28 protein-coding genes are annotated in these 25,829 nt (G+C 71.4%); 9 read left to right on the top strand and 19 right to left on the bottom strand.

All coding sequences use genetic code 11. The features are described 5' to 3' along the window. Positions 1-127 precede the first annotated feature (127 nt). From ACFC1R_RS14145 to ACFC1R_RS14135, 3 genes are all read right to left on the bottom strand, one after another. Complete coding sequence (locus ACFC1R_RS14145; protein WP_375937917.1) at positions 128-346, bottom strand: dodecin; 219 nt, start codon at positions 344-346, stop codon at positions 128-130. A 162-nt stretch (positions 347-508) separates the two neighbouring features. Then, positions 509-1,465 carry an asparaginase gene (locus ACFC1R_RS14140; protein WP_375937914.1) on the bottom strand — a complete coding sequence of 319 codons (957 nt, stop codon included), beginning with the start codon at positions 1,463-1,465 and terminating at the stop codon, positions 509-511. A gap of 73 nt (positions 1,466-1,538) precedes the next feature. Then, positions 1,539-2,189, bottom strand: coding sequence for an ABC transporter substrate-binding protein (locus ACFC1R_RS14135; RefSeq protein ID WP_375937911.1), 651 nt, complete (start codon positions 2,187-2,189; stop codon positions 1,539-1,541). A 455-nt stretch (positions 2,190-2,644) separates the two neighbouring features. Here ACFC1R_RS14135 and ACFC1R_RS14130 point away from each other — a divergent pair, with 455 nt between their 5' ends. After that, the gene (locus ACFC1R_RS14130; RefSeq protein WP_375937908.1) at positions 2,645-3,142 is read left to right on the top strand and encodes a D-aminoacyl-tRNA deacylase; all 498 of its coding nucleotides are present in this window, start codon (positions 2,645-2,647) and stop codon (positions 3,140-3,142) included. A 101-nt stretch (positions 3,143-3,243) separates the two neighbouring features. On the opposite strand, the gene ACFC1R_RS14125 is transcribed toward ACFC1R_RS14130, so the two are convergent. The 3 genes from ACFC1R_RS14125 to ACFC1R_RS14115 form a co-directional block, all read right to left on the bottom strand. Further along, entirely contained in the window at positions 3,244-4,215 is a 972-nt protein-coding gene (locus tag ACFC1R_RS14125) for a YgfZ/GcvT domain-containing protein (protein WP_375937905.1), read from the bottom strand. Positions 4,216-4,225: 10 nt separating this feature from the next. Beyond that, on the bottom strand, positions 4,226-4,675 hold the full coding sequence (locus ACFC1R_RS14120) for a Fur family transcriptional regulator (protein WP_375937902.1): 450 nt from the start codon (positions 4,673-4,675) through the stop codon (positions 4,226-4,228). A 90-nt stretch (positions 4,676-4,765) separates the two neighbouring features. Beyond that, on the bottom strand, positions 4,766-5,350 hold the full coding sequence (locus tag ACFC1R_RS14115; RefSeq protein WP_375937899.1) for an FABP family protein: 585 nt from the start codon (positions 5,348-5,350) through the stop codon (positions 4,766-4,768). Between the two features lie 283 nt (positions 5,351-5,633). Between ACFC1R_RS14115 and ACFC1R_RS14110 the strand changes: the two genes are divergently transcribed. Further along, positions 5,634-5,996 (top strand): DsrE family protein, encoded by a 363-nt coding sequence (locus ACFC1R_RS14110; RefSeq protein WP_375937896.1) that lies wholly within the window; start codon positions 5,634-5,636, stop codon positions 5,994-5,996. 4 nt (positions 5,997-6,000) lie between these two features. On the opposite strand, the gene ACFC1R_RS14105 is transcribed toward ACFC1R_RS14110, so the two are convergent. The 6 genes from ACFC1R_RS14105 to ACFC1R_RS14080 all read right to left on the bottom strand — a co-directional run bounded on the left by ACFC1R_RS14105 (position 6,001) and on the right by ACFC1R_RS14080 (position 9,227). Then, positions 6,001-6,273 (bottom strand): DUF3099 domain-containing protein, encoded by a 273-nt coding sequence (locus tag ACFC1R_RS14105; protein WP_375937893.1) that lies wholly within the window; start codon positions 6,271-6,273, stop codon positions 6,001-6,003. Between the two features lie 68 nt (positions 6,274-6,341). Further along, entirely contained in the window at positions 6,342-6,632 is a 291-nt protein-coding gene (locus ACFC1R_RS14100) for a DUF1416 domain-containing protein (protein ID WP_045304478.1), read from the bottom strand. Between the two features lie 40 nt (positions 6,633-6,672). Continuing rightward, complete coding sequence (locus ACFC1R_RS14095; protein ID WP_375937890.1) at positions 6,673-7,506, bottom strand: sulfurtransferase; 834 nt, start codon at positions 7,504-7,506, stop codon at positions 6,673-6,675. Between the two features lie 215 nt (positions 7,507-7,721). Beyond that, positions 7,722-7,802 (bottom strand): Ms5788A family Cys-rich leader peptide, encoded by an 81-nt coding sequence (locus ACFC1R_RS14090; protein WP_370118893.1) that lies wholly within the window; start codon positions 7,800-7,802, stop codon positions 7,722-7,724. Between the two features lie 257 nt (positions 7,803-8,059). Continuing rightward, a complete protein-coding gene (locus tag ACFC1R_RS14085) occupies positions 8,060-8,731 on the bottom strand; it encodes a DUF2993 domain-containing protein (RefSeq protein ID WP_375937887.1) in 672 nt (223 codons plus the stop codon). Between the two features lie 220 nt (positions 8,732-8,951). Further along, complete coding sequence (locus tag ACFC1R_RS14080) at positions 8,952-9,227, bottom strand: MoaD/ThiS family protein (protein WP_375938112.1); 276 nt, start codon at positions 9,225-9,227, stop codon at positions 8,952-8,954. A gap of 797 nt (positions 9,228-10,024) precedes the next feature. Between ACFC1R_RS14080 and ACFC1R_RS14075 the strand changes: the two genes are divergently transcribed. The 5 genes from ACFC1R_RS14075 (at position 10,025) to ACFC1R_RS14055 (ending at position 15,538) form a co-directional block, all read left to right on the top strand. Further along, positions 10,025-10,759, top strand: a complete 735-nt coding sequence (locus ACFC1R_RS14075) for a response regulator transcription factor (protein WP_375937884.1) — start codon at positions 10,025-10,027, stop codon at positions 10,757-10,759. A gap of 133 nt (positions 10,760-10,892) precedes the next feature. Continuing rightward, positions 10,893-11,936 (top strand): LacI family DNA-binding transcriptional regulator, encoded by a 1,044-nt coding sequence (locus ACFC1R_RS14070; RefSeq protein WP_375937881.1) that lies wholly within the window; start codon positions 10,893-10,895, stop codon positions 11,934-11,936. Between the two features lie 167 nt (positions 11,937-12,103). Next, complete coding sequence (locus ACFC1R_RS14065) at positions 12,104-13,177, top strand: S1C family serine protease (protein WP_375937878.1); 1,074 nt, start codon at positions 12,104-12,106, stop codon at positions 13,175-13,177. A 79-nt stretch (positions 13,178-13,256) separates the two neighbouring features. Next, positions 13,257-14,030: a response regulator transcription factor gene (locus tag ACFC1R_RS14060; RefSeq protein ID WP_375937875.1), complete on the top strand. Its 774-nt coding sequence runs from the start codon at positions 13,257-13,259 to the stop codon at positions 14,028-14,030. Then, positions 14,027-15,538 (top strand): sensor histidine kinase, encoded by a 1,512-nt coding sequence (locus tag ACFC1R_RS14055; protein WP_375937872.1) that lies wholly within the window; start codon positions 14,027-14,029, stop codon positions 15,536-15,538. The genes ACFC1R_RS14060 and ACFC1R_RS14055 overlap by 4 nt, the downstream gene beginning before the upstream one ends. Before the next feature lie 87 nt (positions 15,539-15,625). On the opposite strand, the gene ACFC1R_RS14050 is transcribed toward ACFC1R_RS14055, so the two are convergent. From ACFC1R_RS14050 to ACFC1R_RS14025, 6 genes are all read right to left on the bottom strand, one after another. Then, positions 15,626-17,353 (bottom strand): bifunctional metallophosphatase/5'-nucleotidase, encoded by a 1,728-nt coding sequence (locus tag ACFC1R_RS14050; RefSeq protein WP_375938109.1) that lies wholly within the window; start codon positions 17,351-17,353, stop codon positions 15,626-15,628. A gap of 291 nt (positions 17,354-17,644) precedes the next feature. Beyond that, positions 17,645-18,994, bottom strand: a complete 1,350-nt coding sequence (locus ACFC1R_RS14045) for an ATP-binding protein (RefSeq protein WP_375937869.1) — start codon at positions 18,992-18,994, stop codon at positions 17,645-17,647. Between the two features lie 21 nt (positions 18,995-19,015). Then, positions 19,016-20,590: an SCO6880 family protein gene (locus tag ACFC1R_RS14040; RefSeq protein ID WP_375937866.1), complete on the bottom strand. Its 1,575-nt coding sequence runs from the start codon at positions 20,588-20,590 to the stop codon at positions 19,016-19,018. Positions 20,591-20,650: 60 nt separating this feature from the next. Continuing rightward, the gene (locus tag ACFC1R_RS14035; RefSeq protein ID WP_375937863.1) at positions 20,651-21,928 is read right to left on the bottom strand and encodes a hypothetical protein; all 1,278 of its coding nucleotides are present in this window, start codon (positions 21,926-21,928) and stop codon (positions 20,651-20,653) included. Then, a complete protein-coding gene (locus tag ACFC1R_RS14030; RefSeq protein WP_375937860.1) occupies positions 21,918-22,721 on the bottom strand; it encodes a hypothetical protein in 804 nt (267 codons plus the stop codon). Before ACFC1R_RS14030 ends, ACFC1R_RS14035 begins: the two co-directional genes overlap by 11 nt. A 142-nt stretch (positions 22,722-22,863) precedes the next feature. Next, entirely contained in the window at positions 22,864-23,175 is a 312-nt protein-coding gene (locus tag ACFC1R_RS14025) for a hypothetical protein (RefSeq protein ID WP_375938106.1), read from the bottom strand. 288 nt (positions 23,176-23,463) lie between these two features. Here ACFC1R_RS14025 and ACFC1R_RS14020 point away from each other — a divergent pair, with 288 nt between their 5' ends. Together ACFC1R_RS14020 and ACFC1R_RS14015 are read left to right on the top strand one after the other, a co-directional pair. After that, entirely contained in the window at positions 23,464-24,525 is a 1,062-nt protein-coding gene (locus tag ACFC1R_RS14020) for an NlpC/P60 family protein (RefSeq protein WP_375938103.1), read from the top strand. A 151-nt stretch (positions 24,526-24,676) separates the two neighbouring features. Next, complete coding sequence (locus ACFC1R_RS14015) at positions 24,677-25,426, top strand: phosphatase PAP2 family protein (protein ID WP_375937857.1); 750 nt, start codon at positions 24,677-24,679, stop codon at positions 25,424-25,426. A gap of 133 nt (positions 25,427-25,559) precedes the next feature. Here the strand turns inward: ACFC1R_RS14015 and ACFC1R_RS14010 are convergent, their stop codons facing one another. Continuing rightward, positions 25,560-25,748, bottom strand: a complete 189-nt coding sequence (locus ACFC1R_RS14010) for a hypothetical protein (RefSeq protein WP_375938100.1) — start codon at positions 25,746-25,748, stop codon at positions 25,560-25,562. Positions 25,749-25,829: the final 81 nt, after the last annotated feature.

Below are 25,829 nucleotides of genomic sequence, written 5' to 3'. Positions count from 1 at the left end.
GCACGCCGCCGCCGGGCGAGGTGCACGGGCACCCCGTCGAGGTGCTGCCGCGTCCTCGTACCGGGGTGCCCCTGGTGCTGCCCGAGCGGCCCGCCGCGGGTCCGCGCGGGCACCCTCCGGCGGGGGCCTAGTCGTCCTCGTCCTCCAGCCGGAAGCCGACCTTGAGCCCCACCTGGAAGTGCTTGATCTGCCCGTCCTCGATGTGCCCGCGCACCTGGACCACTTCGAACCAGTCCAGGTTGCGCAGCGTCCGGGCGGCCCGGTCGACACCGTTGCGGATCGCGGCGTCGATGCTCTCCTGCGAGGACCCGACGATCTCGGTGACGCGGTAGATGTGGTCGCTCATGGCGGTCTCCTGGGTACCTGAGTAGCGGCACAGCTCCCCCGATCCACCGTGCCGCACCCGGCCCTGGCCCGCACCCGGGACGGCCCGCGGCGCCGCGGTCGGCGCCTGCCGCAACCGTGCCCGGGGACCGCGCTCAGGGACCGTCAGAAGGCCGCCCTACCGTCAGAACGCTGCCCGGACCTCGCCCACCACCGCGCCCCCGCCGTGCAGCGGTTCGGCACCGATCCGTTCCAGCACCTCGCCGCGGACACCGAGCCGCCGCAGTGCCTCGGCCAGCACCGGCCCCCGGGCCCGCTCCGCACCGTCGTCCACCTTGAACGCCAGGGCCCGGCCGTCCGGCAGCGCCACCACCTGGACGGCCTCGGCCCCCATCTTGGACAGCACCCCGGGCACGGCCCGCATCAGCCAGGTGTCGGCACGGCGGGTGCCGGCGACGAACTCGGGGTGGGCGCGCATCGCGTCGGCGACCAGACGCTGCTCGGTGCCGGGCTCGGCGAGCACCAGCGCGCGGTAGCCACGGGCCAGACCGGTGAGCGAGACGGCCAGCAGAGGAGCGCCGCAGCCGTCGACGCCCAGGTGCGTCGCGGTCTCGCCGGTGGCCTCGGCCAGCGCCTCCTGGGCCAGCTGCTGGATCGGGTGAGCCGGGTCGAGGTAGCTCTCGGTGTCCCAGCCGTTGGCCACGCAGGCGGCCAGCCAGCCGGCGTGCTTGCCGGAGCAGTCCATCATGATCGGGCTGCGCCGCCCGCCACCGCCGAGCAGCGCCTCGGCCTCGACCTGGTCGAGCGGGAGGTCGGCGGGGGTCCGGAGGGCGTCCTCGGTGAGTCCTGCGCCGTGCAGGATCTCCCGCACCGCGTCGCGGTGGAACGGTTCCGCGGAGTGGCTGGAGGCCGCGAGCGCGAGCAGTTCGCCCCCGATCGCCAGACCGGCCCGCAGGGTGGCCACGGCCTGGAAGGGCTTGGCGGTGGAGCGGGGGAAGACCGGGGTGTCCGGGCGTCCGAGCGCGAGTTCCACGGAGCCGTCGGCCGCGAGCAGCACCAGCGATCCGTGGTGGCGACCCTCGACGAAGCCGGAGCGTATGACCTCGGCGAGGACGGGCAGGGTGGCAGCAGGCTGCGACATCGGTGTTGCTCCACGATGAGGGGGCCGGGAAGGTGGACGGTGTGCGCCGGCCGCCCCCGTCCCTTCCCGCAGGTCAGCCGCCTGCGAGCAGGTCCTCGACCCGCGCCTCCCCTTCACGGTACCTGCGGGTCATCTCGGCGCTGCAGCCGTCCGCCGTCCGCTGCAGAATCTGCCGCCGGCCCGAGACCTCCCGCTCGTGCTCGGCCAGCCGTTCGACGGCGGCCAGCAGATCCGCGGTGGGGTGGGCGGCCAGGTCGGCCAGCTGGACGTCGCCGATCAGGGCGTCGGCCTCGCGCTGGTACTGCTCGCCGCGCGGCGGCCCGAGGGTGACGTGCCGGGCGGGCCGGCGCACGACCGAGGGGGCGTCCGCGAGGATCGCCGCCAGCCGGTCCAGCAGGGCCACCGGCTCGGCGCCGGCCTCCGCGCACCCGTCGCCGGTCTCCCTGCCGGCCGGGGCGCCCGCCGCGGCACCGGGGTGCACCCGGCGCCGTTCGAGCTCGGCCTGCAGGATGTCGAGCCGCCCCTGCAGCAGACGGCGGAGGTACGAGAGGTCGGCCTCCTGCTCCTGGGCGTCCCGACGGAGCATCCGCAGCTCCTCCAGGTCCAGCCCGGCGAGGTCGGACCACGCAGGCGGCTCCTGCGCCACCGCCACCGGATCGGCCTGCGCCGCCCCCGGCTCGGCGAACCCGTACGACTGATCGTGGGCCGTGCTGCTCGCGTCCATCAACCAACCACCTACCGCTGTCCTGGTCACGCTGTCCGAATCCCGTCCCGCGTCCGCCCACCGGGCACCGCGTACCGCCGGTGCGCGCACGACCCCGCCCTGGAGCACGTCGAGCTGCCCCCGAGGGGTTCCCCCGGGGCGCCGGTACCACCCGCTCGGGCTACCCCGGCCGGAACGGATGTTCGACCAGTTCGAACGCGGCGGGTCCGTGCCTTCCTGCGCCTTGCTGCGCCTTCCTGCCGCCCACAGCGTGCCACCCCGGGCCCGGCCGGTGCACCGGTCGGCCACCCGAACGGCCCTCTGGCGAAGCGGGGTGGCTGATACGAAGAGGGTGATCCGCGGGCAGTACCGGGCCGCTACCGGCGCGCGTTGTTTCACCCCGGCGTGCACCATGCCCGTGCACGCCTCCGGCAGACGCGCACCATGCCCGTGCACGCCTCCGGCAGAATGGCCGCATGCGAGCAGTGGTGCAGCGGGTGGCCGAGGCCACCGTGACGGTGGACGGCGAGACCGTCGGATCGATCGAGGGGCCGGGGCTCTGCGTCCTGGTCGGCGTGACCCACGACGACACCCCCGCCAAGGCGGCCCAACTGGCCCGCAAACTCTGGACGCTGCGCCTGTTCGACGGCGGAGCGGTCCCGTCGGCCGAGGGGCCCGCCGACACGGCGGCACCCGGAGCCGGGCCGGCCGACAAGCCGGCCGAGCAGTCGTGCTCGGACCTCGGCGCACCACTGCTGGTGATCAGTCAGTTCACGCTGTACGGGGACGCCCGCAAGGGCCGCCGCCCCACCTGGAACGCCGCCGCGCCCGGCCCGCTCGCCGAGCCGTTGGTGGACGCCGTGGTGGCCGAACTGCGGGCGCTCGGCGCCACGGTGGAGACCGGCCGGTTCGGCGCGGACATGAAGGTCGCCCTGGTGAACGACGGCCCGTTCACGGTCCAGCTGGAGATCTGACCCACCACCGGACCGCCACCGGTTCGCCGTCCGCCACCGCTCCGCCGCCCCGCGCCACCACCACCCGGCGCCACCACCGGCCGCAGCGGCACCGCCGGGGCCTACTGCGGCACCACGACCTCCTGCGCGGCCGGCACCGTACCAGCCAGCAGCGGCGCGTCCACCGGGACGTTCCGCTTGACGATCGCCAACGCGATCGGGCCCAGCTCGTGATGCCGCGCCGAGGAGGTCACGAAGCCGAGCGCGCGCCCGTCCGGGTCGCTCGCCAGCCGGACCTCGGTGCCGTGCGGCGGCAGCGTCTCCTCCAGGCCGTCCAGGTGCAGGAAGACCAGGCGGCGCGGCGGGCGGCCCAGGTTGTGCACCCGGGCGACCGTCTCCTGGCCCCGGTAGCAGCCCTTCTGCAGGTGGACGGCGCTGGTCAGCCAGTCCACCTCGTGCGGGATGGTGCGGTGGTCGGTCTCGAAGCCGAGCCGCGGGCGGTGGGCCTCGATCCGCAGCGCCTCGTACGCCCAGACCCCGGCGGCCGGACCGTAGCCGGCGGCGAGCTTCGCCAGCTCCGCGCGCGGCACGAACAGGTCGCTCCCGTAGGGGAGTTCGCGGACGGCGGCGGCACCTTCGAGCGAGGCGGTGGAACCGCCGGGGAGGTGGACCACCGCGTAGTCGGCGGTCGCGTCCGTGACCTCCACCCGGTAGAAGAACTTCATGCTCTCCAGGTACGCGATCAGCGCCGCCTGGGTGCCCGGCTCGACGTGCGCCCAGAGGGTGCTGCCGTCGTCCACCAGGTAGAGGGCGTGCTCGACGTGCCCGTTCGGGGACAGGATCAGCGCCTCGGTGGCCTGCTGCGGCGGGAGCTGGCTGACGTGCTGGGTGAGCAGCAGGTGCAGCCAGGAGAGCCGGTCCTCGCCGGTGACGGTGAGCACGCCGCGGTGCGAGAGGTCCACGAAGCCCTCGCCCGCGGCCAGTCGGCGCTGCTCACGGAAGATGTCGCCGTAGTGGGCGGCCACGCCCTCGTCGGGGCCTTCGGCGGGGACGGCGCCGGGCAGGGCAAGCAGCGGGCTCTTGGTACCGGTCATACCGGTCAGCTTACGACTGCTCCCCGGCCGCCTTGGCGGTGCAGTCGGCGCAGCGGCCGAAGATGGCGAAGTGCTTGAGGTCGGTGTCGAACCCGTGCTCCGCGCGCAGGCTGTCGATCAGCGGCGCGGCGATCGCGGTGTCGGTCTCGGTGACCTTCTCGCAGTCCCGGCAGACCAGGTGCAGATGGGTGTGCCGGCCCGCCAGGTGGTAGGTGGGGGCGCCGTGGCCGAGGTGGGCGTGCGAGACCAGCCCGAGCTCCTCCAGCAGCTCCAGCGTCCGGTACACGGTGGAGATGTTGACCCCGCTGGCGGTCTTCCTGACCTGGCAGAGGATCTCGTCGGGCGTGGCGTGGTCGAGCACGTCGACCGCTTCCAGCACCAGCTGACGCTGCGGGGTGAGGCGGTAGCCGCGCTCGCGCAGGTCGGTCTTCCAGTCGGTGGGAGTTTCGGTGTTCGCCACGGTGGTGTCCCTGCCCGGTTCGAGGTCGTGAGACAAGTGTAGGGACCGGCCGTCCGACCGGTCCCTACCTCGTACACCGTGCGCTGGTGCTCAGCGGAAGAAGGCGATGCCGTCGTCCGGGAGGTCCGCGATGTCCTGGATCAGCTTGGCCTGGTTGAGGACCTTCTTGAGCTGGGCCGACATGTACGGCCGCAGCGGCACCTCGGGGGCGGACTTCTCGCCGACCCAGAGCAGTTCCTCGTTCACCATGCCGTAGAGCCGCTTGCCGCCGCTGTACGGGGCCGCACCCTCGATCCGGGCGACCGCGTCGGTGGCGACGTCGATCTGCGGCTTGCCGTCGTGCAGCTTGCCGTACCAGATCTCGACGGTGCCGTCGTCGCGGACCGAGGAGACCTCGATCTCGCGCTCACCGCTGGTGCCGTGCTGGTTGCTGGTGATCCGCCAGAAGCCGTGCTCGGTCTCCAGCGGGTGCAGCTTCTCACCCTCGTTGTTCAGCACCCAGGTGCGGGAGCGGAACTCCAGGAAGGGGCGGCCGTCGTGCCGGAAGATGATCTCCTGGCCGAAGTTGCACTTCTCCGTGCCGGGGAAGTCGTAGACGCCCGCGCCCTCCCAGGTACCCAGGAGGAAGGCCAGCGGGACGACGTCCTTGTGGAGGTCAGAGGGGATCTCGATCATGTTCCTGGTCGCTGTCGTCGGTGATGGACTACGTAGTGGACTACGTCAACCGTACGGCAGCCGAGGTCAGCGCTGGCCCTGGTAGAGCTTCATCACGGAGAAGATGGCGAACCAGGTGATCAGCACGGCCATGAGAGCCAGCAGGCTGTCGAAGAAGATTTCGAGACCGGTCACGGGACGCTCCCAGTAGCGGGGATGGCGGACAGTACGACGGCGCAGAGTCTATCGGCCGGTGATCCCCGGGTCTCGGCGAGCCCCGACTTCACGTCGCTATGGTGGCGTCATGACGAAGAAGCTGGTCATCAAGGTCACGGCCGGGGCCGACGCGCCGGAGCGCTGCTCGCAGGCGTTCACGGTGGCGGCGGTCGCGGTCGCCAGCGGGGTCGAGGTCTCGCTCTGGCTCACCGGTGAGTCCTCCTGGTTCGCGCTGCCCGGGCGCGCGGCGGAGTTCGAACTGCCGCACGCCGCACCGCTGCCCGACCTGCTGGAGTCGGTCCTGGCGGCGGGCACGGTCACGCTCTGCACCCAGTGCGCGGTGCGGCGCGGGATCACCGAGAAGGACACCCTGGACGGTGTCCGGATCGCGGGCGCCCAGGTCTTCGTCAGCGAGATCATGGCCGACGGCGTCCAGGCGCTGGTCTACTGAGCCCTCAGGGGCGCGGCTCGCGGTCGGGGCGGTCCCGGTCGTGGCCCGGGTCCTCCCACTTCGGGTCGTCCCAGCGCGGGTCGTTCCACCAGTCGTCCTCGGGGTCGCGCCTGTTGGCGAAGACGGCCGCCAGCGGCGGGATGACCATGGCGACCAGGCACATGCCGATCGCGGCCGGCACCGACCAGAACCGCACCACGCCCCACGCCAGGACGAACATGCCGATGCAGATGCCCATCATGACGAAGTAGCGGACGTGGCGCTGGTGTGCCTGCACGCCTTCAGGGTATGACTGTGGGCCCCCGCCACGGCAGGGGCCCACAGGCGCGCTCTCGTCGGGTCGGGTCAGACCGCGATCGGGACCTCGGTCTGGGCGCCGAGGGAGGCGTGCACCACGCGGTCCACGGTCGCACCCGGCACCAGCGCGCGCAGCGTCCACTTGCCCGGGCGGGCAAAGAAGCGGAACTGCCCGGTGGCCGAGGTGGGCACCTCGGCGGTGAAGTCACCGTTGTCGTCCAGCAGCCGGACGTAGCCGTTGACCGGCTCGCCGTTGCGGGTCACGGAACCCTGGATGATCGTTTCCTTGGCCACGTCAACTCCTGCCAGGTCCGGGCCGCCGGCCTTCGCACCGCACATGTCTGTCTCTCCTCTGCTTACCGGTGTCGGGCCGGTGACTTCAGTTGCCGAGCTCGATCGGCACGCCGACCAGGCTGCCGTACTCGGTCCAGGAACCGTCGTAGTTCTTCACGTTCTGCTGGCCGAGCAGCTCGTGCAGCACGAACCAGGTGAGCGCCGAGCGCTCGCCGATCCGGCAGTACGCGATGGTGTCCTTGGCCAGGTCGACGCCCTCGCCCGCGTAGAGGGCCGTGAGCTCCTCGTCGCTCTTGAAGGTGCCGTCGTCGTTGGCGTTCTTGGCCCACGGGATGTTGCGGGCGGACGGGACGTGGCCCGGACGCTGCGACTGCTCCTGCGGGAGGTGCGCCGGGGCGAGCAGCTTGCCGCTGAACTCGTCGGGCGAACGGACGTCGACCAGGTTCAGGTTGCCGATCGCGGCCAGCACGTCGTCACGGAAGGCGCGGATCGAGCTGTCCTGGGCCTGGGCGCGGTACTCGGTCGCGGCACGCGAGGGCACCTCGGCGACCAGCTCCCGGGAGTCCAGCTCCCACTTCTTGCGGCCGCCGTCCAGCAGGCGGACGTCACCGTGGCCGTACAGCTTGAAGTACCAGTAGGCGTACGAGGCGAACCAGTTGTTGTTGCCGCCGTAGAGCACCACGGTGTCGTCGTTGGCGATGCCCTTGGCACTCAGCAGCGCCTCGAAGCCGGCCTGGTCGACGAAGTCGCGGCGGACCGGGTCCTGGAGGTCCCGCTTCCAGTCGATCCGGACGGCGTTGCGGATGTGGTTCTTCTCGTACGCCGAGGTGTCCTCGTCGACCTCGACGATGACGACCTTCGGGTCGTCCAGGCGGGCCTGGACCCAGTCGGCGTCGACCAGGACGTCGCTGCGGCTCATGGGGGTTCTCCATCCGGGGGCGGTTGGCGGAAGGCTGCTGGGGAGGTGCTCGGCTGCTTCCCGTCCGTACATCTGTCCAGATGTCGAGACAGGGCGGTTGCGGGTCGTGCCGTGCTCAGATGCAGAGGTGCCGGGTGGCCCTGGGCGGCAGAGTGCCAGTTCAGGCCGGTGGCAAGGGGTTGGGCGGGCCGGGACTGCCGGTCAGAACCGCCCGGTCAGCGCATTCGACACAGGCAGGCGGCCACGCGGCACAGGTCTACCGCCCGCCGCTTCGTGAGTTCCGCCTGTCGCTTCATGCCGACGATGCTAGGGACAAGCCCGGGCCGCTGTCATCAGTGTTTCGAATATTGAGATGAGATGTTTCGAATGCTGAGATATTGGGGTTTTCCCTGCCGCCGAGGTTTCACCGGCGCTACTCCGGGATCGCCGAAAGGGCGGAGCGAGGCCATCGGAGGGAGCATCGCTGGACAGCGCGTCTCGCAGAGCGGAACGGGAACGATCGTTCGGACGGGGCGGCCTCTTCGGCCGACGCCGCCCCCGTGCGCCGCCGGTCTCAGCCGATCAGCTTGACGTCGCTGCCCTGGAAGGAGAGCTTCAGCCCATCCTGCTGAGGGGTCGCGCTCTGCAGGCCGAGCCCGGCCGGCAGGTTGGTCAGGGTGAAGCTGCGCGGACCCAGCACGCCGTTCGCCGCGCCGTTCAACAGCGAACCCAGCGCGCCGAGTTGGAATCCGTCGGCGGTGATGGTGTTGCCCTTGCTGTGCACGTTGCCCTGGCCGATCGGGACCCCGCCGACCGTGGCCTTCACCGTGCCGGGACCCGCGTAGGAGAGCTCGATCTGCTCGCCGCCCGAGACCAGCCGGGCCACGTCGGCGTACGAGACGACACCGCTGCCGCTGCCACTGTGCACGGTGGCGCTGCGGTAGTTGCTGCCGACCTCGACCCCGGACAGCCGCACGCTGAACGAACGCAGCGGTACCTGCTCCCGGCCGTCGCTGACCGTCACGCCCTCGCCCGAGAGCCGGACGCTGTCGAAGCGGCCCGCCACCGCCTGGGTGAGGAAGGGGAACCCGTCGATCCTGACCGTCGGACGGCCGCTGATCACCCCGCTGCCGGCCAGCTTGTCGGCGGCCTCGTCCTGCGCCACGCCGACCGCGATCCGGTCGGCGCCCACCAGCAGCCCGACCAGGGCCACCAGGCCGATGATCAGCTTGAGCAAGCCGCGCATTCCACGCCCCTCGTCCTCGTCCGGTCCGTGCACTGTACGGACGTACGACGATCCGAGCCCGGGGACGGTTCCGCCCGCCGGGCGTACCACCGGCCGCTCGGCAGCCCGGTGCGCGGCTGCCACCCGGCAGCCGCAGGGAGTGGGAACGGGGGCCGGGAAACCGCAACCGCGATTCGGCCATGCGGCTCCCCGCGCCCCCATCTGTTGGCACCCCCGGGGCTCACCCGCCCGCGAACGGCGGGAGTATCTCGACCGTGCCGCCCTCGGTGAGCGCGACCCCCGCGTGCTCCCGGCTGCCGACCTGCTCCCCGTCCACCAGGTAGGAGCAGTGGTCGAGCACCTGGAGCAGGCGCGGACGGCCTGCGTGCCGGGCGCGCGCCGCGGCGAGTGCTTCAGCGAGCGTCGCGGCCAGGTACGGCTCCTCGGCGGTTCCGGCCGCGGCCTTGGCGGCGGCCCAGTAGCGGATGGTCCCGGTCACCCGGGCGCCCCCGTCCACCGTCACTCGCGCAGGTGACGTCACTCGCACGGGTGAGATGGGCGCGTCGTCGGCATTGGTGGCTGCGACCATGGCAACCCTCCTCGTCGTCCTCGCCCGGTGCGGCCGCCCGGCTCCGTGCCGGGCCGCCCACTGTTCGGTGTACACGTACCGTGCGGCCGGTGCGGCTCCCATGATGGCCGAGCCGGGCCCCCGACCGGGAACCGCCCTGCTCGGGCCGGGCCGCGCCGGGGCGGACGAGGGTCAGGGGCAGGTCAGGTCCCGGTCAAGGGGACACCAAGCCCGGCCGCCGTCGAACGCGCCGGGAGCTGACGGAGTCACGGCCGTGTGGCCCACCCGACGGTGAGACGCCCTCCCCCTGCGCAGAGCGGTCGGCTATTCTCGTGAACGTAAGGGATCCGGGCAGAGTCGCCCCCGGGTCCTTTTGTGCATTCAGGACGACCACCACGGATGTCCTCACCGTCGGCGCCCCACCCGCGCCGGCCACGAGGACCACCCCGCGCAGCGGCACAACGACGTGCTCGCGGCGCACCGGGGTGCCAGTACCAGCTCCGGCCGCCATCCGGTGCGGGAGCAGACCCGGAAGGTTCGCGGATGAGCAGGGCACGGACGGAGTACCAGGGGTTGCGGGACCTCCGGCACGCGCCCCGTGCTGCCCTGAGCGCTGCCGAATCGGCCGGAACGCCTCCGGTGGACGGTCCTCCCCCACCTCACTCTCACTTCGCAGCTGCCACTGCCGGCTGTGGCGGCAGCCGCACCGCTGCGACCGCGACGACCCGGAAAGGGGACCACCGGGTATGAGTTCTCTTCTGCTCCTCACCAACGCACTGCAGCCGTCCGCCGAGGTACTGCCCGCCCTCGGACTGCTGCTGCACAACGTCCGGGTGGCACCCGCCGAGGGCTCCGCCCTGGTCGACACGCCGAGCGCCGACGTGATCCTGGTCGACGGACGCCGTGACCTGCCGCAGATCCGCAGCCTGTGCCAGCTGCTGCGCTCCACCGGGATCGGCTGCCCGCTGATCCTGGTGGTCACCGAGGGCGGACTGGCCGCCGTCACCGCCGAGTGGGGAATCGACGACGTCCTGCTGGACACCGCCGGGCCCGCCGAGGTCGAGGCCCGGCTGCGCCTGGCCATGGGGCGCCTCCAGGTGGTGGCGGACGACAGTCCGATGGAGATCCGCAACGGTGACCTCTCGGTGGACGAGGCCACGTACTCGGCCAAGCTCAAGGGCCGGGTGCTGGACCTCACCTTCAAGGAGTTCGAGCTGCTCAAGTACCTCGCGCAGCACCCCGGCCGGGTCTTCACCCGGGCGCAGCTGCTGCAGGAGGTCTGGGGCTACGACTACTTCGGGGGCACCCGCACGGTCGACGTCCACGTCCGTCGGCTGCGGGCCAAGCTGGGTGTGGAGCACGAACAGCTGATCGGCACCGTCCGCAACGTCGGCTACCGGTTCGTGGTGCCGACGGTTCCGGACAAGGGCGAGCGTCCGGGCGCCGAGGCCCCCCGGGTGCCGGCCGCGCAGGAGGTCTGAGCGCCGGGCCGAGCGGTCGCGACGGACGGCGGCCGCCCGGCTTGTCCGGTTCTGCACCGGCTTGCGGTTGCGGAATTCCGGCTTCCGTGACACTGCTCATACCGCTGTCGCGCGACCCGCGTAGACTCCCTGCGTGGCCAAGGTGACGCGCGACGATGTAGCCCGACTGGCTGGGACCTCGACGGCGGTCGTCAGCTACGTCATCAACAACGGGCCGCGGCCGGTCGCGCCCGCGACCAAGGAGAAGGTGCTCGCCGCGATCGACCAGCTCGGCTACCGGCCGAACAGTGTCGCCCAGGCGATGGCCTCCCGCCGCACCAACCTGATCGGCATGGTCGTCCCCGACGCCCGCCAGCCGTTCTTCGCCGAGATGGCCCACGCCGTGGAACGCGCCGCCTCCGAGCGCGGCAAGCTGGTGCTGATCGGCAACTCCGACTACGTGGACGACCGCGAGGTGCACTACGTCCGCGCCTTCCTCGGGATGCGGGTCTCCGGCCTGATCCTGGTCAGCCAGGGCCCCTCGCAGCGCGCGGCCGAGGAGTTCGCCGCCATGGAGGGCGCCAAGGTGGTGCTGCTGCACCGCCGCCCCGAGGCGATCGACGACGTCGCGGTGGTCAGCGACGACGTGGCCGGGGCCGAGCTGGCCGTCCGGCACCTGCTGGAGCACCACGGCCACCCGTACGTGGTCTGCTTCGGCGGCCCGGTGGAGGCCCCCGCACCCGGCGACCCGGTCATCGACCACGTCGAGGGCTGGCAGCGGGCCATGGACGCGCACGACCTGCCCACCGAGCCGTACCTGCTCGACGCGCCGTTCAACCGCTACGGCACCTACCAGGTCGCGCTGGAACTGCTGCGCTCCCCCGACCGGCCGCCGGCCATCTTCTGCTCCACCGACGACCAGGCGATCGGCGTCCTGCGGGCGGCCCGCGAGGTCGGGCTGCGCGTGCCGGAGGACCTCGCGGTGGCCGGCTACGACGACGTGCCCGAGGCGGCCTTCGTCGACCCGCCGCTGACCACCGTGGCCTCCGACCGCGACGCGATGGCGCGGGCCGCGGTCGACCTGGTGCTGGACGACTCGCTGATGGTCCCGGGCTCCGACACCGAGCGGGTGCGCAAGTTCCCGTCGCGCCTGGTGGTACGGCGTTCCTGCGGCTGCAACGACCCCGCGGCCGGCTGACCTGGCCGTCCCCGCCGTCCCGGCCGAAGTGGCCGACCTGGCCAAAGTGGCCGACCGGGCCCGGTGATCCGCACGCTGACCTGGCTTTATGAGAAGTCAACAGGCTTCTCGGCCGCTTCTGACCCGGTTCTCACCGGATCTTCATGCAGCGGGCGGACCTTGGGTCCATGAGCGATCAGCACCGCACCAACGAAGAGCAGGCGGCCACCGGTCCGTACAGCACCGGGTCGGACAGCACCGCTTCATACCGCTTCGGCCACTGGCCCCAGCCCGAGCAGCCGCAGGCCCAGGCCACCGGGTTCCCGACCGCCGAGCTCCCGGCCACCGGGCCGCAGGCACCGGTCCGGCACGCCGGGCGCGGCTTCCTCAAGGGACGGCTCGCCCTGGTCACCGCCGTGGCCGCGGTCGCGGCCGTGCTCGGCGGAGCCGCCGGGGGCGCGCTCGTCGACCACCGGGCGGCCGCCACCACCGCGTCCTCGTCCACCGCGGTCAGCCCGGTCTCCGCGACCTCCAGCGGGAACGTGGCCGCGATAGCCGCCGCCGTCTCCCCGAGCGTCGTCCAGATCACCGTGAAGACCAGCACCGGCACCGCGACCGGCACCGGCGTGATCCTCACCTCCGGTGGCCAGATCCTCACCAACTACCACGTCATCTCCGGTGCGGTCAGCGAGGACGGCCAGATCACCGTCACCTTCCACAACGGCACCACCGCGAGCGCCACCGTCACCGGCAGCGACAAGTCCATGGACGTCGCGGTGATCGACGCCTCCGGTGCCAGCGGCCTCGCCCCCGCCACCCTGGGCGACTCCGACAGCATGCAGGTCGGCGACCCGGTGGTCGCCATCGGCAACCCCGAGGGCCTCACCGGCACGGTCACCTCCGGCATCATCAGCGCGAAGAACCGGCCGGTCACCGTCCAGGTCGACGAGGGCTCCACCCGCGGCAACGGCGGCTTCGGCTTCCCGTTCCTGCCCGGCCAGCGCACCGACTCCGCCCCCGCCGGCGGGGACACCGCCACCTACAAGGCCCTGCAGACCGACGCCGCGCTCAACCCCGGGAACTCCGGCGGCCCGCTGATCAACGCCGGCGGCCAGGTGATCGGCCTCAACTCGGCGATGTACTCGGACAGCAACTCCGGCTCCGGCTCCGGCAGCGAGGGCAGCGTCGGCCTCGGTTTCTCGATCCCGATCAACGCCATCAAGCAGGTCCTGCCCAAGCTCCAGGCCGGCCAGACCATCTAGGTGTGAGAACGGGCCGGATTCCCGGCCCGCCCGACGGACAATTGCACAGGACACCCGGACGAAGAAAGGGCCGCAGCCCATGACTCCCCCCGCCGACGACCGCACCTCTGCCGAGGCCCCGGGCTCCACCGCCCGTGTCCTCGTGGTCGACGACGAGCCCGCCCTGCGGGACGCCCTGGAGAGCAGCCTCGCCTTCGAGGGCTACGACGTCATCACCGCCACCGACGGCTACGAGGCGCTGGACGCCGTCGACCGCGACCGGCCCGACCTCGTCCTGCTCGACATCATGATGCCCCGGATGGACGGCCTCACCGCCGTCCGCCGGATGCGGGCCAGGGGCGACACCGCCCCGGTCCTGATGCTCACCGCCCGCGACGCCGTCGGCGACCGGGTCACCGGCCTGGACGTCGGCGCCGACGACTACCTCGCCAAGCCCTTCGAACTGGACGAGCTGCTCGCCCGGGTGCGGGCCCTGCTGCGCCGCAACGCCATCGCCAACGAGGCCGCCGCCCGAGCCGCCGTCGACGAGAACGACAGCGACGTTCTCGCCTTCGGCGGCCTGCGGATGAACACCGCCACCCGCGAGGTGACCCGGGAGGGCAAGCCGATCGAGCTCACCCGCACCGAGTTCATGCTGCTGGAGATGTTCCTCTCGCACCCCCGCCAGGTCCTGACCCGCGAGCAGATCCTCAAGGCGGTCTGGGGCTTCGACTTCGAGCCGTCCTCCAACTCGCTGGACGTGTACGTCATGTACCTGCGCCGCAAGACCGAGCAGGGCGGCATGCCCCGCCTCATCCAGACCGTCCGCGGTGTCGGCTACGCCCTGCGCACCGCAGCGGGCGCCGCAGCGTGAGACTGCTCCACCGGCTGACCGGCTGGTTCCGCTCCCGCTCCCTGCGGAGCCGGCTGGCCATGCTCACCGCCGCCGCCGTGGCGGTCACCATCGCACTGTCGGCACTGGCCTGCTGGTTCGTGGTCAAGGACCGGCTCTACGAGCAGGTCAGGCACAACCTCTCACTGGCTCCGCTGGCGCCGACCGGGCCTGGCGGCGTCGTCCGCAGCCAGGACTGGCCGAAGGCGAACTGCGGCCCCACCGCGTTGGCGGCCCAGACCGCCACCCAGGCCAACAACGCCGAGCTCTTCGCCGGCCGTCCGACCAAACCGGGTCCCGGGCACGGCAACTTCTACCAGTGGAACACCGAGCTGGTGACCGCCGACGGCAGCAGCGTGTGTCTGCCGGCCGGTGCGTCGAAGGGGATCGTCCCGTCACCGGCCGACTTCTCCGCGCTCGGCTTCGGCCCCGGGCAGTTCGAGTTCCGCAGCGGCAACGACGCGGACGGCAATCCGCTCATGGTCCGCTACGGTCACTACACCGACGACAGGGGCGCGGAGTTCATCCTGCTCACCGCCAGCTCCATGGACAGCGTCGAGAACACCCTGCGCGGCCTCGGCCTGGTCCTGATCGGTGTGGCCGGGCTCGGTGTGGTCGGGGCCTGGCTGACCGGGCGAGTGGTGGCCCGGCAGGCGCTCAAGCCGGTGGACCAGCTCACCGACGTGGTCGAGCACATCGCCCGGACCGAGGAGGTCGGCACCACCATCCCGGTCCAGGGCGACGACGAGATCGCCCGGCTGGCGGCCTCCTTCAACTCGATGTCCACCGCGCTGCTCAACTCCCGTGAGCGGCAGACCCGTCTGATCGCCGACGCCGGGCACGAGCTGCGCACCCCGCTCACCTCCCTGCGCACCAACGTCGACCTGCTGATCCGCAGCGACGAAACCGGCCGGCCGCTCCCGCCCGCCACCCGCACCAAACTGCTGGGCAACATGAAGGCGCAGATGCAGGAACTCACCCTGCTGATCGGCGATCTGCTCCAGCTCTCCCGCCCGGACTCCCCCAAGCCGGGGCAGAACCTGACCGTGCTGGCCCTGCACGACATCGCCGCCCGCGCCGTCGACCGGGCGAAACTGCGCGGCCCCAGCCTCGAGTTCGCGGTCGCGACGGACCCCTGGTACGTCCACGGGGACGGCCCGGCGCTGGAACGCGCCGTGATCAACCTGCTGGACAACGCGGTCAAGTACTCACCGCCCGGCGGCACCATCGAAGTCGGCCTGTGCCAGGGCACGTTGACCGTCCGCGACCACGGCCCCGGCATCCCGCCGGACGAACTGCCGTACGTCTTCGACCGGTTCTGGCGCTCGCCGTCCTCCCGTCAGCTCCCCGGTTCGGGACTTGGGCTGTCGATCGTCGCGCAGACCGTCAAGGACGCCGGGGGCGAGGTCGCCCTGGGACCGGCGCCGGACGGCGGCCCCGGCACGCTGGCCACCGTCCGGCTGCCGGGCCAGTCCGACGTGCCGCAGTGAGCCGCAGGGGCGGGGCGCCCGAAGGCACCCCGCCCCTGTACCCGGCCCTTGTCCCGGCCGTGCGTCAGCCCTTGTCCCGGCCCGGTGTCAGTCCTTGTCCTGGCCCGTTCCGATGATCTTGATCCGGTCCTGCGCCGGGACGGCCAGCGGGGCACCTGCCTTGCTGTGCGCACCGAGGTAGGCGGTGAAGACGTCCAGGTCGGAGGCGCCCACCAGCTTGTCGGTACCGGCCGCGAAGGCCGGGAAGCCGTCGCCGCCGCCGGCCAGGAACTCGTTGGCCGCGACCCGGTAGGAGGCCGCCGGGTCGATCGGGGAGCCGTTCAGCCTGACCGTGTCGGCCACGATCCGGTCGGCGCCGGTCCTGGTGAGGTCGAGGGTGTAGGTCAGGCCGGCCGAAGGCTGGAGGATCTTCGGCGCCTGGGTGTTCGGACCGCTCACCTGCTGCTGGAGCAGCTGGACGAGCTGGGCTCCCGTCAACGTCTTGACCTGCATCATGTTGGTGAACGGCTGCACGGTGAACGCCTCGCCGTACGTCACCACCCCGTCGCCCTCACTGCCGCTGGCCTTGTAGACCAGATCCGAGCGGATGCCGCCGGGGTTCATGAAGGCGATCTGCGCGCCGCCCTTGTCCTTGGGCGCGAGCCCCTCCAGCTCGGCATCGGCGATCACGTCACCGAGCGGCTTCTCGTAGGCGGTGGAACCGCGGCCGTTGATGTCCGCGCCGATGTAGCCGATCGCGCGGTTGGCGATCGGGGCGGCCATCCTGCCGTAGTAGTCGATCAGCTTGGTCATGTCCGGTGCCTTGGACACGTCGCGCCGCACCACGTGGTTGGCCGCGGTGACCGAGGGGCGGACGATGGTGCCGGTCCGCCTGTCCAGCTTCAGGTCGATCTCGGTGTAGAGCCGGCCGAAGGAGGCGGCGCTGGTGACCGAGCGCGGAGTGCCGTTCGGGTCCGGGATGGTGCAGGCGTACGAGTTGTGGGTGTGGCCGGTGACGATCGCGCCGACCACCGGGTCGATCTTCCTGGCGATGTCGACGATCGGCCCGGAGATGCCCTGACCGGCCGGCCCGCAGTCGTAGTTGTACGTGCTGGAGGCCGGGTACCCGCCCTCGTGGATCAGCGCGACGATCGAGTCGACGCCCTTGCGCTTGAGCTCCGCGGCGTACCTGTTGACCGTGCTGACCTCGTCCGCGAACTTGAGGCCCTTGACGCCCTCCGCCGTGACGATGTTGGGCGTGTCCTTCAGGGTCACACCGATGAAGCCGACCTTCACGCCGTGCACGTTCTTGACCCAGTACGGGGGAAGCACGGTGCGGCCGGTCTTCTCACTGGTCACGTTGGCGGCCAGGTACTGGAACTCGGCGCCCTTGAACTTGCGGCCCTTGACGTAGCAGCCGTCGGTCGGGTGGCAGCCGCCGTTCTGCATCCGCAGCAGCTCGGCCGAGCCCTCGTCGAACTCGTGGTTGCCGACGCTGGTCACGTCCAGGCCGAGCCTGTTCATCGCCTCGATGGTCGGCTCGTCGTGGAACAGGCCGGAGAGCAGCGGGCTGGCGCCGACGATGTCACCGGCGGCGACCGTGACCGAGTTGGGGTGGCCCTGACGGGCCTGGCGCAGCTCGGTGGCCAGGTACTCCACACCGCCGGCCGGGGTGGAGACGACCTTTCCGGTCTTCGGGTCCACCTCCTGGATCGTGCCGGAGGACCCGGCCGGAGGCTCCAGGTTTCCGTGGAAGTCGTTGATGGCGAGGATCTGGAGGTCCTCGGTCCCCGGCCTGTGGTGACCGTGCGCCTCGGCGACGCCCGGCACCAACATGGTGCCGAGCAGCCCCGCGGCGGCCGCCGCCAGTACCATCCGGCGGTGTCTCAACACGGACATGTGTCTCCCCCTGATCGCGGTCTTTGCGAATCGTTGACCACGGCAGCCTAGGGTCAACGCGCGTAGCTGTCAGGAGATCTGACATAGCGAAAAGGTTTCCGCGAGACGAACCGGAACCTCCGGCGGGCGCCGGGCAGCACCCGGCAGCGCACCGGACCGGGCGAGACGGACCGGGCGAGACGGATCAGGCGGGTCAGCCCGGGCACGGCGGACGCCCCCGAGGACCGGCTACCTCCGCGGCTCGGCCGCCAGGTGCTGCTCGGCCCGGTGCCGTTCGGCCACCGCGTCCTCCGTCATCGCACGGTCGGTGTAGACCAGCGGACGCTCGGCGTCCGTGATGATGTGCTTGACCACCTGCACGTTGCCGTTGACGTCCCACACCGCGATACCGGGTGACAGCGTCGGGATGATCTCGACGGCCCAGCGCGGCAGTCCCAGCACCCGCCCGGTGGATCTGGCCTCCTCGGCCTTCTGCATGTAGATCGTCCTGGTGGAGGCCATCTTCAGAATGGCCGACGCCTCCTTGGCCGCCGCCCCGTCCACCACGTCCGAGAGGTGGTGGACCACCGCGACGAAGGACAGGCCGAGGCGCCGCCCGAACTTGAGCAGCCGCTGGAACAGCTGCGCCACGAACGGGCTGTTGATGATGTGCCAGGCCTCCTCGACCAGGAAGATCCGCTTCACCCGGTCGGGCCGCAGCCAGGTGTGCTCCAGCCAGACGCCGACGATCGCCATCAGGATCGGCATCGCGATCGAGTTGCGGTCGATGTGCGAGAGGTCGAAGACGATCAGCGGCGCGTCCAGGTCGATCCCGGCCGAGGTCGGCCCGTCGAACATGCCGCGCAGGTCACCGTCGACCAGCCGGTCCAGCACCAGCGCCACGTCCAGGCCCCAGGACTGCACGTCCTGGACCTCCACCCCCAGCGACTCCACCGAGGAGAGATCGGGGCTGCGCAGGGTGTTGATGATGTCGTCGAGCACCGGCTGACGATCGGTCACCGTCGCGTTCACATGGGTGTGCGCGGCCTTCAGCGCGAAGCCCGCCCGCTCCTCCAGGGCGCGCCCCATCGCCACCTCGATGATGGTGCGCAGCAGCGAGAGCTGGCCGTTGGTGGTGATCGCCGGATCCAGCGGGTTGAGCTTCACCCCGCCGTCCCGGGCGGCCATCGGGTCGAGCCGGACGGACTTTATCCCCAGCGCGTTGGCGATCAGGTTCCACTCGCCGACACCGTCCTCGCCCTGCGCGTCCAGCACCACCACCTGCCGGTCGCGGAAGCGCAGTTGGCGCAGCACATAGGTCTTCTCCAGCGCGGACTTGCCGTTGCCGGACTCGCCGAGCACCAGCCAGTGCGGGGCCGGGAGCTGCTGCCCGTACAGCTGGAACGGGTCGTAGACGTACCCCTTGCCGCTGTACACCTCACGGCCGATGATCACGCCCGAGTCGCCCAGGCCGGGTGCGGCGGTGGGCAGGTAGACCGCCTGTGCCTGACCGGTGGAGGTGCGGACCGGCAGCCGGGTGGTCTCCACCTTGCCGAACATCAGGCTGGTGAACGAGTCGGTCAGGTTGCCGAGCGCCATGGCGAGGCCTCCAGAGGGGGATCAGCGGCGGATGCCCGTGGCGAACGGGAGGGTGTTGACGAAGGCCCGGTGGTGCTCGCGGTCGCACCACTCCAGCTTCAGGTACGACTTGCCCGCCGAGGCCCGGATGGTCCGCTTGTCGCGGGCCAGCGCCTCGGGGTTGCGCGAGGAGACGGTGATGTAGCCGACCAGGTTGACTCCGGCCGCGCCCGAGGCGAGGTCGTCGCCGCGCTGGTCGACCCGGCCGGTGTGGGCCAGGTCGCGCGGGTCGACCGTCCGGTTCATCTTGGCGGCCCGGCTGGACTCCGCCTCGTCGTTGGTCTTCTCGGTGAGCATCCGCTCGATCGCGACGTCGGTCGGCTCCAGGTCCATGGTGACGGCCACCGTCCGGATCACGTCCGGGGTGTGCACCAGCAGCGGCGCCAGGAAGTTGACCCCGACCGGGGTGAGCGGCCACTCCTTGATCCAGGCGGTGGAGTGGCACCACGGCTCACGGGTGGCCGACTCACGGGTCTTGGCCTGCAGGAACTGCGGGTGGGTGGCGTCCAGCTCGGCCGGCCAGGCGTTCCGCAGGGACATCGCCTGGATGTGGTCGATCGGGTGGTCCGGGTCGTACATCGAGTGCAGCAGCGAGGAGAGCCTGGCCTGGCCCAGCGGCTGCCGCACCCGGATGTCCGCCTCCGCCAACCGGGCGCAGATGTCGGTCAGCTCACGGGCCATCACCGCCGCGAGGCCGTCGTCGTCCCTGGCCCGTTGCCCGCCCGCCGTCCGCCCCATCGCGTGCGCCTCGGCCGCCAGGTCCCGGGTGTAGTGCATGCAGGCCACCAGGTACGCCCGGTGCTGCTCGGAGGAGGTGGAGACCATCGACTGCAGCTGGTCGTACGAGTCCTTGAGCCAGCCGGGTGCCTGGGTGTCACCGCGCCGCTCGACGTCCTTGGCGTGCGCGTCCGGGTCGGCGGGCAGCGTGCGGGCCAGGATCTGGAGCCGGGTCACGAAGCCGTCGCCGTTGGCCACGTGCTTGAGCAGCGTGCCGAACCGGTCGACCAGCGCCTCCTGGTCCTCCGAGTCGCGCAGGCCCACACCGGGCCCCTCGATCTCGATCGCGGCGGTGACCGTACGGCGCTCCAGGTGCATCAGCACCGCGACCTCGTCCGGCCCGAACGGCGCGCTCAGCCAGCGCAGCCGCCCCACCCCGGGCGGCGGGCCGACCTCGACCTCGCGGCCGTCCAGCCTGGTCCCCGCGTCCACCACGTCCGAGCGCCACACCGCCCGGCCGCTGCGCACGGTGCGCCGGTAGCTGCGGTTGATCTCCACCCACTTGTAGAAGGTGCGGCGCCGGTACGGCACGTACACGGCGGCGATGGCGAGCAGCGGCAGGGCGACCAGACCGGCGATCCGCAGCGGCAGGATCGGCATCGCCAGGCCCCAGACCATGCCGAGGAAGGCCCCGAAGATGATCAGCATGATCTCTCCGGACTCCCGGTTGCGGCCGATCGGCGCGTTGGGCCGGGACTTGCCGATCAGATAGGTGCGGCGCTGGTGCACGTACGGCTGGGCGTACTGGGAACCGTAGTGGCCGAGCGGTTCGCTGCTCACGACCCGTCACCCTCCCTTCCTGGACTGCTGCTGCTGATCACTCTGCCTGATGCGCCGGCCTCACGAGGCGGGGTTGGCGTCCCGCGGCGGCGGAGCCTGCGCGGGGGTGGCCGGGGTCGGGGCCGCGGTGCGCCCGGCGTGGGCGGCGATACCGGGGGCCACACTGCCACCGCCGGAGCCCGGGGTCGAGGCGTTCGCCGCCTGCGGGCCACCGCGCGAGCCGTGGGCGGTGATGCCCTGCTTGACCAGGTTGGCCGGGCCGTTGATCATCGCCGACCCGGCGCTGACCGCGCTGGCCCTGGCCCGGCGCATCTGCAGCATCTCGTCGCCGAAGCCCGGCACGAAGCGGTAGACGGAGGCACTGGCGAAGATCGACAGGAAGAGGATGGACAGTCCGGAGAGCACCCGCGCGAAGTCGTCGTCGGCCCCCGCACCGGTGGCCACTGCCCCGGCCAGACCGAGGATGATCACGATGATCGGTTTGGCCAGGTCGACCGCCACCATCAGGCCGGCCCAGCGCCGGACGTGCTTCCACAGTTGCTTGTCCACCAGCCCCGCGTACACGGCGGTGCCCAGCAGCGCACCGACGTACAGCATCGCGGCACGGATCAGCAGTTCCAGCCAGAGCACGGCGGCCGCCAGGACGGCGACCAGCGAGACGATGATCAGGATCAGCGGACCGCCGCCGAGAGTGCCCTTCTCCAGGGTGTCGGCGAAGCCGCCCAGGTAGGTGCCGGTGTCGGACTTGGTCCCGGCCGCGATGGCCTTGGTCAGCCCGTCGGTGGCACTCACCACGGTGTAGAGGATCAGCGGGGTGAAGGCGGAGGCGACCACCGTCAGCCACAGGAAGCCGATCGCCTCGGAGATGGCCTGCCCGAGCGGGGCCCCCCGCACCGCCCGCTTGGTGACCGCCAGCAGCCAGAGCACCAGCGTGATCACGGTCGAGCCGGCGAAGACCACCGCGTACTGCTGCAGGAAGGCCGCGTTGGTGAAGTCCACCTGGGTGGTGCCGTCGATCGCCCCGGACAGCTTGCGCACCACCCAGGCCGCCGCCTGCGCACAGCCCTTGGCGAGCGAGCCCAGCGGATCGGTGACACTGCCGACCGGGCCGGTCGGGCCGACGACGGTCGCCTTGTCGGGCGCGCACACCTGAGCGGCACCCGGCAGCGGGACCAGGTTGCAGGTGGAACTCGGGGTCGGGGTCGGGGTCTGGCCGGGCCCCGGGCTCGGATCGGCGAAGACCCGCTGGGCGGTGACCAGCGCGGCCAGTTGGAGCGCGGCGAGTGCGCTGCCGAGCGCACCGGCCCGACGAAGAGAGGAACCTCGGTCAGCGGGCATAGCGGAAGCCTCCGAAGTCCTGGACGGCAGCGGTGATCTCCTCGGCGGTGGCGGCCTGCTGGTCGTCGGGCACCGGTGCCGGGCCGGACTTCCGGCTGTAGTCGGTCAGCTTCCAGTCGCTGCCGGCCCAGCGCAGGGTCACCGTGAGGGTGAACCAGTCCGCGGCGACCGGCTGGGTCGAGCCGTCACCGGCCAGGCCGTGCAGTCCGACCGCCCAGACGTCGACCCTGGTCGCCGTGTCCGCCGCGTTGGTGGTCTTCGTCCCGACCGGGACGGTACGGCTGACGAAGGTCAGGCCCTTGGGGGCCCTGCCCTGCGCGTCCAGCCCGAACTTCGCGGTGGTGTCGGCGCTGAACGCCTGGTCGAGGCGGGCCTGGAGGGCGGCGGCCACGGTCGGGTCCGCGATGGTGGTGATGACGGCCCGTCTGGTGTCGGCGCGGAACATCTGCTCGGAGCCGAGCGCGACCGCGTAGTTGGCAGCCGCGGACTGGGCGCCCTGGTCGGTGTGCGGGTACCCGTTGGCGATCCCGTTGCTCGTCGTGCTGACCGGGTCCTGGCCGCTCGGGACGGTGGCGGCGGGCGCGGGCCGCGCCCGGTCGACGGAGGAGTCCGACGCACCGGGGGCGGGTGCGCCGCGGTTGGCGATGGAGATCCCGACCACCAGCAGGGTGACCACGGCCAGCACCGCCAGCAGCGTCCGCAGCGGCCGCGGCTGGCGCCCGTTCACCTGTTGGTAGACGGACTGTTCGCCGACCGGCAGCCGCGTGCGGGTGTGCGGCTGGTCGTCGGACACCGGCACTGCGGCCCTCCTGGTGCAGAGGAGCCCAGGCGGGCCCCGAGGTCGGTTCTGGTGCGCACCCGGCGGAAGATGCGCGACAGTCCCGGCGGGTGCGGTACGGCCGCTCCGCCAGGACGACTAGTCGACTATCTGATCGTCAGATGGCCATGCCGTACACAATGGTGAACAGGGTGCCGAGGGAACCGATGATGAACACGCCGGTCAGCCCGGCGATGATCAGCCCCTTGCCCTGCTCGGCGCTGAAGGAGTCCCTCATCGCCGTGGCACCGATCCGTTGTTTGGCCGCCCCCCACACGGCGATCGCCAGACAGGCCAGAATGGCCACGGCCATGACGACCTCCACCATCACCCGGGCCTCGGAACCGAGACTGGCGAACGGCCCCCAGTCAGGGGCGATTCCGCCGATGATGGTGTTGATATCGGCTTTCTTGGGTGGGTCTGCCGCCAGGTCACCGATCAACTTGCTGCCGTCCACGCTGCTCAGGTTCATTCCATCTCACCGCCCGATCAGGCAAATTCAAGGCCACCGCACCCTCACGCGAAGAGCCGGTACCTATTCTTGGCCAGATCTGATGTCGCTTTGGCTACTTCTCGCGGATTGGTCGTGCGAAGTGGGACAGCTACGACAGGATGTCCACCGTGCGAAGGATACCGCTCACTCTTAGTATCTGCGATGATTGCTCTGAGCAACGCCTTCCAGAACACTGACAACTGACGACTCGTCGGGATGGTGCTGATGGTACTCGGGAAGGCGGGCGCCGTAGCCGCAGGTGCGGGCGCCGTGGCACTCGGTTTCGCCGCACTGGTCACTCTCGGCACCTTCGCCGCCAGCGGCACCACGCAAGGCTCGACGAACAATCTCCCGCTCTCCAGCGGCACCGTCCCGGCCGCTTACCAACCGCTGATCCAGAAATGGGGCACTCTCTGCCCCGAGATCTCCCCTCCGATGCTGGCGGCCCAGCTCTATCAGGAGAGCGGTTTCGATCCGTCAGCCCGCAGTCCCGCCAAGGCGTACGGCATGGCGCAGTTCCTGGAGGGCACCTGGGCCAGCTACGGAACGGACGGCGACGGGGACGGCAAGGCCGACATCTGGAACCCGGCCGACGCGATCGCCTCCGCCGCCTCGTACGACTGCGCCCTCGCCAAGGACGTCTCCCAGGTGCCGGGTGACAAGCAGTCCAACCTGCTGGCCGCCTACAACGCCGGCCCGTACGCGGTCATCAAGTCCGACGGCGTCCCGCCCTACTCCGAGACCCAGGGGTACGTGCGCAGCATCAAGTCGCTGGCCCGCAGCTTCACCGCACCCACCGCGAGCGTCCCGATCACCCTCTCCTCGCAGTCCGCCGGGGCGATCTACTACGCCCAGACCAAGCTGGGCACGCCCTACCTCTGGGGCGGCGAGGGCCTGCCCTCGCAGGACGGCCGCTTCGACTGCTCGGGCCTCACCCAGGCCGCGTACGCCAGCGTCGGCATCACCCTGCCCCGGGTCGCGAACGACCAGTGGTACGCCGGCGAGCACCCCTCGCGCGACCAACTGCGCCCGGGTGACCTGGTGTTCTTCGCCAACGACCTGAACGACCCGCGGTCCATCCACCACGTCGGCATCTACGTCGGCGGCGGCTACATGCTCGACGCCCCGCACACCGGTGCGGTGATCCGTTACGACACCATCGACCAGCAGGGCTACATCGGCGCCACCCGGGTCACCGCGGACGGCGCCCAGGCGCTGCCGCAGCGGAACGCCGACGGGTCCATCACCGCCCCCAACACCCCCGGTCAAGGGGCGGCAAAGGGCTGACGCCGGGCCGTCCGTCGGTGTGCGAGCGACGTGGACGGTCAGTCAAGTTTCCATAACAGGGCGTTTCCGTGGAACCCTGGGCCGCACGAGTGACGTTCTGTCCGTCGATCACGTTTGATCAAAACGGAACCACCGACCAGGGAGGTGCGGCGTGTCAGCGCTGCTGGCCGACACGACCGGCCCTGATCTCAGTCTGCTGCGCGCGATCAACGGCCTGGCCAAGTCGGCGCCGGTATGGCTCGACAGCCTGGTCTCCTGGATCGGCGAGTACGGCATCCTGATCGGGCTCGCCGCCCTGTGCGCGACCGGGTGGCTGCAGGCCCGCCGCCACCCGAACGCCCCGGTCGCCATCGCCGGGATGCTGTGGGTGCCGCTCTCGGTGGCCATCTGCGAGGTCGCCAACATTCCGATCTCCGCGATCGTCAACCGGCCCCGGCCCTTCGTGGACCACCCCGACCTGGACGTCCTGGTGCAGGGCAAGGAGGGCACGCTCTCCTTCGTCAGCGACCACTCGGCGATGTCCATGGGCGTCGCCGTCGCCCTGTTCCTGGTCAACAAGCGGCTCGGGATGATCGCAGGCGTTCTCGCCCTGCTCCAGGGTTTCTGTCGGATGTTCATGGGCGTGCACTATCCGACCGACGTGATCGGCGGCTACGCGCTGGCCACCGCGGTGGTGCTGCTGCTGGCGCCGATCGCCATGGCCGTGCTGGTACCGCTCTGCCACTCACTGACCCGGACCAGGATCGCCCCCCTGCTGGTCGCCCCGCAGAGTGCCGACCGGGGCGCTGGGCGCGGGCAGGGCGGCAGCAGCCGGCGCCGGGCCACCGAGGGCCGCCGTCGCGGCCGCGGCCGGGGCTCCCGCCCGGAGGACCAGGCCCGCGACTCCGACCTCGCCGCCTGACCCTCCGCGACGGACGCACCGCCAGGGGCGCGGAGCACCGCACGGCAGCCGTCGGCCTTCGCGGCGGCCCGGTCACCGCGGTCGCCCGCGCCCCGGCGCCCCGGGCGGACCGCGCCTTGGGGGCCGACGCTCCTCAGCCGGTTGCCGCGAGGTGCTCCTCGATGTCGCGGCGGGCGCGGTCGCGGGAGCGACGGCCCGGAGCGAACCAGCCGCAGCTGCAGGCGGCGAAGCAGAAGGAACCGCGCTCCTCGACCGTCGTCCGGTGCGGGGAGGCCTGGTCTGCGGCAAGGGAAGCGGGGGCCGTGCCGGGACGCCCCGGCAGCTCGCTGTACACGTGCTTCACCGTAACGCGCTCCACCCCCGGCGCGCGACGAGTTCCGTGCGCCGCATCCCGCGTAACCCC

Source organism: Kitasatospora sp. NPDC056138 (assembly GCF_042264695.1).
Classification (GTDB): Bacteria; Actinomycetota; Actinomycetes; order Streptomycetales; family Streptomycetaceae; genus Kitasatospora.
The sequence above is the reverse complement of the archived record's forward strand: the minus strand, read 5'-3'. Positions and strand labels throughout refer to the sequence as shown.